This is a genomic window from Pseudoalteromonas sp. SWXJZ94C, from assembly GCF_015864385.1.
Classification (GTDB): Bacteria; Pseudomonadota; Gammaproteobacteria; order Enterobacterales; family Alteromonadaceae; genus Pseudoalteromonas.
In genome coordinates this window covers 1-7,112 of sequence record NZ_JADYXF010000085.1, presented here as the reverse complement: position 1 = coordinate 7,112, position 7,112 = coordinate 1, and the positions used below count along the sequence as shown (strand labels likewise).

At 34.8% G+C, this 7,112-nt stretch carries 5 protein-coding genes; 2 read left to right on the top strand and 3 right to left on the bottom strand.

Going from position 1 to position 7,112, the window contains the following annotated elements; translation table 11 throughout:
• Positions 1-271: 271 nt before the first annotated feature.
• Positions 272-2,569 carry a hypothetical protein gene (locus I6F65_RS20630; RefSeq protein WP_197114695.1) on the top strand — a complete coding sequence of 766 codons (2,298 nt, stop codon included), beginning with the start codon at positions 272-274 and terminating at the stop codon, positions 2,567-2,569.
• 342 nt (positions 2,570-2,911) lie between these two features.
• Here I6F65_RS20630 and I6F65_RS20625 read toward each other — a convergent pair whose 3' ends face one another.
• Together I6F65_RS20625 and I6F65_RS20620 are read right to left on the bottom strand one after the other, a co-directional pair.
• Positions 2,912-3,622 carry a metallophosphoesterase gene (locus I6F65_RS20625; RefSeq protein WP_166114295.1) on the bottom strand — a complete coding sequence of 237 codons (711 nt, stop codon included), beginning with the start codon at positions 3,620-3,622 and terminating at the stop codon, positions 2,912-2,914.
• 444 nt (positions 3,623-4,066) lie between these two features.
• Positions 4,067-4,312: a YfhL family 4Fe-4S dicluster ferredoxin gene (locus I6F65_RS20620; protein WP_197114694.1), complete on the bottom strand. Its 246-nt coding sequence runs from the start codon at positions 4,310-4,312 to the stop codon at positions 4,067-4,069.
• A gap of 314 nt (positions 4,313-4,626) precedes the next feature.
• Between I6F65_RS20620 and I6F65_RS20615 the strand changes: the two genes are divergently transcribed.
• Positions 4,627-5,520: a LysR family transcriptional regulator gene (locus tag I6F65_RS20615; protein ID WP_024609522.1), complete on the top strand. Its 894-nt coding sequence runs from the start codon at positions 4,627-4,629 to the stop codon at positions 5,518-5,520.
• A 44-nt stretch (positions 5,521-5,564) separates the two neighbouring features.
• On the opposite strand, the gene I6F65_RS20610 is transcribed toward I6F65_RS20615, so the two are convergent.
• Complete coding sequence (locus I6F65_RS20610; RefSeq protein WP_010554966.1) at positions 5,565-6,437, bottom strand: DMT family transporter; 873 nt, start codon at positions 6,435-6,437, stop codon at positions 5,565-5,567.
• Positions 6,438-7,112 lie beyond the last annotated feature (675 nt).

Here is a 7,112-nt window from a genome sequence, read left to right as displayed (position 1 = left end):
AAAGGCTGAAACCAGTTTTAGTAAAGGTATGCCAGCAAAGCAGAAGAAAGCGATGCGCAGTACAGCTTATCTTGAAAAGGTATTGAATTTATAGTGTTTTTTCATGCTCTTGCCCTGAGTTTTTACTTTTAATAATCGTCTTAATTAAGTCACACGCTAAAACACTGCTAAATATAACTAGTTTATATATCGTTGTTTATTCATGTTTTGTATTTTAATACTCGCTTGGATGAATATTCCTAATAAATTAACTTTGAATAGGAGCTTATTTATGAAAAGTAATATTAAATTAATCATTGCTGTATGTTTTATTATTTGGTTTATCAATGACAGCAACGCCCACAGTGCAAAATCTAACTTTGATCTAGATGACAATGGCTTATATGATGACTACGAACGTAAATTGTTACTTGATTTTCTTGGGGAAAAATACCCAGAAATCAACGCTAATTACGACACTAATGATGATGGTAAGGTAACAGTACTAGAGCAAACCACTGGTCGACTCCCATTATCGCTGCGTATTCCCAAACGCGCAATTGATAGCACAACCAAAGTTCCGTGGGCTTTAAACCTTTTTCCTGAGTGGCTTATGTCTGCTTATTTTCAAGAAGACACTGTAATAGGTAATGTAATAAATCATTCTTCGCGCGGAACTATTATAGCTAATGCAACACAAGCAAATCTCTCCCTTCAACCAGCCAAAACAAGAAAAAATAATGGTATTGAATTTACGGAGAATTCTGGGCAACATTTAATGATGCCGGGTCAACGTGATGCTAGGTGGAATTACAGATGGATGCTTTTTACATTTAGGATCGATGCTAATACAGGTGATAATGCTGAAACGATTTTATTAGATATTAATCAAGGTGAAGGTTCAAATAAGTCATCTCCTAAAATCTGGTATAACAAAACAAATGGTCTAAGTATTCAGTATGTAGGACTTAATAATAATGGTCTTGATAAACGAATTATGACCACTAAAAATGGCGTGGTTGCAGATGGTAAAACATGGAATGTTATTGTTGCCGGGATCCGTTATGGTCAAATGTTCGCCTCAGTAAATGGTACATTAATATCTAGTGAAACAGTCCAACCAGATCGCTTTTCAGGCGAGTGGATTAGTAATACTTCTTCATACATTGGCGATAAAGATATTGGCAATATGGCTTGGGCATATGATTCATTAGTATTTGGTTTAACTGAACCATCAGAAGCTATGGTTCAAAAAATGACTGGCTGGGCTGCTTATCGTCTAAGTACTAATAAAGCGTTATTTAGTAATGGAATATCTTCAATTGATCTGCCAAACAAGCATCCATATAAAAATATTAGGCCTGTAATGGATGCTGAAGACTTCCCTTATCGTTATATTCATAATGAAAAAGAGTGGACGGCTTGGGGGAGCTCTATTAATAGCTCTGAAGTACGCATTAATGGTGGTGGGGAACGTGCACCTACAGACGACTTTGAAAGAGTATTCTATGATGACTTTCGTAATAACCGAGTAAAAGCGAGCTTTAGTGGTGAATCTGACCTTTGGTCTGCCCCTGGGTTTAATCCGGCAGTTGGCGCGAGTGCTCAGCTGATGCCTCCTAGTGAAACATTTAATGTTTATCCCCATGATGAAGATGAAAAAAAACAATCTCTTTTGCTACGAAAACAAAACGAAAGATGGAAAGCGAGTGCTTTTTATAGCGTGAATGATCTTGGACATGGATACACTTGGACTGGGCCAAAAATTTTTCGAATTCGCAGTATGCTTCCTAAAATAAACAAAAATGATTTGCCTGGGGGGTTATTTCCAGCATTTTGGTCTTATAATCCTGATTTTTTGTTTTGGCGAACAGCAAACCGCATCGAAGTAGATTGGTTTGAATTTGATGGAAAAAATGGAGCTTGGTTGAACGGACTTTCTTCTCATTACCACTATGCTCATGTACCAAACATATTTGCAAAAAATGACTCTAGTTATAAAAGTTACAAAGCATATTGGGGGGAACTGACGGAGCAAAAAAGCAAAATTGAAGGTGGTCTTGAATTTTGGGATGGACAATACCACACCTGGGAATTTGTTATTGATAATGACATGACTTATATAAATGTGACTATTAGAGATGAAGCTGGGAATGATAAGTGGGTTGAAGTTGGTCGTATACCAACCGCACCAACTTATCTTGAAAGGCTTGATTTGCAACTTGACTATGCGCTTAGATCTTACGATGGCAATCCGACGAGCGATCAAGAAAGCTTCACCATAGACTCTATTGAAGTACTACAAAAAACATCAAACATAATAAAAATCCCAAAACCCTTTATCAGTAGACCAATTATTACAGGGGAAAAAGCAGTTGGTGGCACCATAACTTGCCAAGCTAATTTACATGATATTACAGATATTCGTTATTATTGGTTTGCTGATGGCTATCCGTTAACATACACAGCAACTAATACTTACGATATTACGAGTGAAGAGTCTGGGAAAGAAATTCGCTGTATGGTTAAAGCGGTTGGCGCACTTAACATGCCAGAAGCTTGGACTAATAAAGTGGCTATAACACAATAATATCGAGGATATGTGAGTTGTGCCAGAGCTTATATATTCACCTAAAAAAGATAACTATTTACCCCGTAATTTAGAATCTAAATAGTTTCTATAATAAAATTCAATCATTAAATGAAGGCTACTCTTTAATGGTTGAACTTTTAAACTACAAACAATTGATCTCAGAAAAACATAAATAATTTTTATAATAACTTTTTGCCACACCTATTTAATATTTAAATGCTATATTTTTGTTATTTTACTTAGAATGCATATCACATTAAACAACGTTCGGTTTTCTACCCAAGCAAGCACATTGCCGAAAATTAACTAATAACAATGTCAAAAATCACTAACCTTGTACTACCCCTTCTTCTGCTTATTAATAACATCAGAAAGCTCTAAAAGTGTAGGCTTACCTCCTAAATAATTTGTATCGATATGATAACTATCACCAATCCAAAAAGGGAGTTGCGTAGAGTTATGACCATGAATAGAAAAATTAATACCATGATTATTAATTATTTTTTTACTATTAAATACCTTACGATCCCACAATAATGACTCAACAATTACTGATTTATCCTCAATATCCGAAGAGCATTCCCAATTCCATTGCTGAGGAATGGTATGTGATAAACCTATTTTATGACCTTTATATTCAAGTACTATAGATAATGGTTTTTTTAAAAGCTCATCACACATACTCAAAAGCAGGTTTTGAGGAACAGCTTTGTGCCAATTACCACCATTGTCTGTCCAAAGCTTAAAAGCGGCTTTATCGTTACTTAATAGAGATTCAAGCATTAAATGCTCATGATTCCCTAGTACCATATATGCATTGATTGCTTTTAAATACTCAAATAATTCATAACTTTTATCACCACGATCAATTGTATCTCCAAGGCAAAATAAAGCATCACTTTGCGAATTAAAATCTACATTTTTAAGTGCACTTTTTAAAGCAAGTAAATCACCATCGAGATCGCCAATTACAAATACTCGGCAATCATCACCTAATGATATAACATGTTTTGTAGGCGCAATTTTAATAGCACTAATACCAATGTTCAATATTTGCTCCAGTAAATTTAAATTTGTGAATTGAATAATAGTAATTTCAAATATTACGGTAACTTGCGTAATAGCTCAATAATGACTCTAACACCTCATGTGCGACTCTTCTAAACCATACAAGTATAAAAACAATAACACGAGCCTTAAATAAGCTAATTTTTATTGTTAATTTAGAGGGGGCAGAACATAGAGTCGACGGCGTCACTAGATAAAATAACACACAGCTTACTATTTGAAATAATTACATCAGTACAGTCATTTTAACATTGCCAAAGTAAGCTTAGATATAAGGTTGATGGTTGATGGTTGATGGTTGATGGTTCAATATCTAGTTAAAAAGGCATCTTTCAACAAATTAGTACGTAAGTAATTAAAAAAATATACAAACCATGCCACTGCCTTATTTTAGTTGGCACTCCTTAAAAAGCTGGAACCTGAGTATTAGCTTGTTAATCGTACATATTTATCAGCTAATTCATCAATACTTTCTGTATTTGCAGGATCAAGCTTTATACAATCGATAGGGCAAACACTTACACACGTAGGTTTATCATAATGCCCTACACACTCAGTACATTTACTAGCATCTATTTGGTATATTTTAGCCCCCATATAAATAGCCTCATTAGGGCACTCTGGGTCACACATATCGCAGTTAATGCATTTGCTATTTATGAGTAGAGCCACTTTCTAGCCTTCTTAGTTAAAATCATCTAGAACAAAATAGAAAAAATAAAGTAGTTACAGTTTTATTCTTAATAACCCGATTAGTAATCGTAAATTATGCCTTTAATTCTTTTTTCTCATGTTGATTTTAATCAATACAATTCGTCGCAACTATCTTATTTATAGAGCCTGAAACAAGAAATAAAACTCATTATCCAGTTGCAATAAAAACAACAACCCTTTTCACTCTTAATCTCTAATGAAATATTAAGGCGCCGCTGTTAGTATTAAACAACATAATCAATAATTAAGTCTTAATATGATAAGTGGTTTTGATGGCAGCTAATTATTCTCTCGATGATTTACGTTACTTTTGCACCATAGTAAAACTTGGTAGCTTTAAAAAAGCATCAGCAAACCTTGATATGTCACTATCAACTTTAAGCCGTAGAATACGTTTATTAGAGCAAGCTCTGCAATTAACGCTATTAAACCGAGATGCCCACCGCGTTACACTTACACATATTGGCGAGTTATATTACGACCGCTATCGCAAGTTATTTGACGAAGTAGAGTGTATAGAGCAAGCACTTTGTGATGAGAAAGACCAACCTAAAGGAAAAATTAGGATCTCTGCCCCTATTTACATGGGTAAACACTTTTTAAGTGCTATTTTTTGTGATTTTTTACTGCAGTATCCCGATATTCAACTAGATTTACGCTTTTCAAATAACCTAATTGACATTGAAAAAGAAGGGATTGATATAGCGTTTAGAGTAAGAAACCCTGCTATTGATAATTGGGTTATTAGAGAACTAAAGCTTACTCATAATATATTATGTGCTCACCTAAATCATGATTATCAATCCATCACTCATCCTGAGCAATTAAAAAAGCAACCAAAAGTTACGTGCGTTGGGTTGGTACCGTGGCAATTAAAAAATCAGCAAACGAGCGAAGAGTACAGTTTTAATCCAAACACACATGTCCGATTAGAAGTTGATGAAATTCAAATGATGAAACAAGCTGTTGAGTCTGGTGTGGGTATTAGCTACATTCCTGATTATATCGCATTACCACTTATTGAAGCAGGAAAGCTTAAACGTATTCTTCCTGACTGGCAAAGCAAAGGGCAGCCATTTTCTATGCTTTATCGCGACAGAAAACAAATCCCTTATCGAGTGCGTTTACTGATAGAACATACACTGCAACACTTTACTAATATGTAGCAGTGTATGCTTTTTACAGCAAAATAATTAAGCTAATTCGTCTTTTAAAAACTAAGCCTTAGTACGATTACACCTAAAAATGCCGTTGTTAATCCTATCACCTCTTGGCGTGTAAAAGACTCTTTTAGAATGATGCGTGAGTACAGCAAAATAATTAAAATGTTCATTCCTGAAATTGCCGACACTAGCCCTGTATTACCAATTGCAAAAGCCGATATTATTGCAACCATGCCTGCTACATTCGTTAAACCAATAAGTAACCCGCACGAGAATGTTTTACCGGCAGACCAATACGCTTGAGAGCTGCCTTGCTCTGCTAGCATTTTTTTACGCTTTACTAACCAACTGACGGCAAAAAGAAAGCTACCAAAACCAAACATAGACGTTAAAGTTGCAAACGTATCCGCCTCAAGAAGCGTTGATTGCTTACCCATTAAATCATTAAATGCAAAGGACAGTGCCGCCAGTAATCCCCATTGCGCACCTTGTAAATTACTTAATGAGATATCGCTGGAATAGCGAATAATATAAAGACCGCCAAAAATAATAAAAAAGCCGATTAATTGAATAACAGTTAAGGTTTCTTGCCATAATAAAAAGGCAAATAAAAGCACAAATAAAGGCGTTAACCCCGACAGAATACTAATTAAAGACGCTTTCCCAACCGAAAACCCTTTGTGCAAAAACCCATTAGCCGCAAAAGATCCAAAACCTAAAGCGAGTCCAACAGTAATGTCAGCCCAGCCGTACCATGTGTGTTCAAATATTACAGTACCTAGCGCGCTAATTATGAACCCTACAAAAAAAACACCGAATAATAATAGATTACGATTAATCTTTTTTTGCGACGTCCATTGGTACATTATTCCTCGCGCACCAAAAAAAACAGTGGCGAGTAATGCAAAAATTATCCACATATAAATGAGACCCTTTATAATTTACTTTGATAAACCCGAATAAGAAGTGGTTATTTAACATTGTTGAATGGAGTAACTATTACATAAAGGTTCAGCTGTAAAACACGTAGCCACTACAAAAGCGTTACCCGATACCTAGCTTCTACTCTATAAAATAAGCAGCTTAAGCTTCACATAATAAAATACTAGTCACACAATTACACTTTAATAAACAACAACACCAGTATATTTAATCTATAAATATTATAAATAGCCATAAGTGGCACTATAGATCCCATAAATAGCACTTAACTATTTAGTCGCTTAACTTCAATCACATAGTGAGCAACTAACACATAAAAACAACAACACTTCAGTGAAAAAAACGTATTTATAAAAACATAAAAAAAGAGTTATTAAACTGTCATTTATCGACAATATATTTTTAACCTAAAACTCAATTGACTTTATTTTTAAACTCAATATGATTGATTTAAACAAAGAGGATAATATGTTTACTTTAATCACATACCTGCTAAAAACAAATACCACCTTCGGAATTTAAGCCGAGTGTAACCCCAGGGCAAGAGCATGAAAAAACACTATAAATTCAATACCTTTTCAAGATAAGCTGTACTGCGCATCGCTTTCTTCTGCTTTGCTGGCATACCTTTACTAAAACTGGTTTCAGCCTTT

What these genes read in the sequence shown, in the direction of transcription:
- I6F65_RS20630 (WP_197114695.1), top strand. Translation starts at nt 272, where the DNA reads ATGAAAAGTAATATTAAATTAATCATTGCTGTATGTTTTATTATTTGG.
- I6F65_RS20615 (WP_024609522.1), top strand. Translation starts at nt 4,627, where the DNA reads ATGGCAGCTAATTATTCTCTCGATGATTTACGTTACTTTTGCACCATA.
- I6F65_RS20610 (WP_010554966.1), bottom strand. Translation starts at nt 6,437, where the DNA reads ATGTGGATAATTTTTGCATTACTCGCCACTGTTTTTTTTGGTGCGCGA.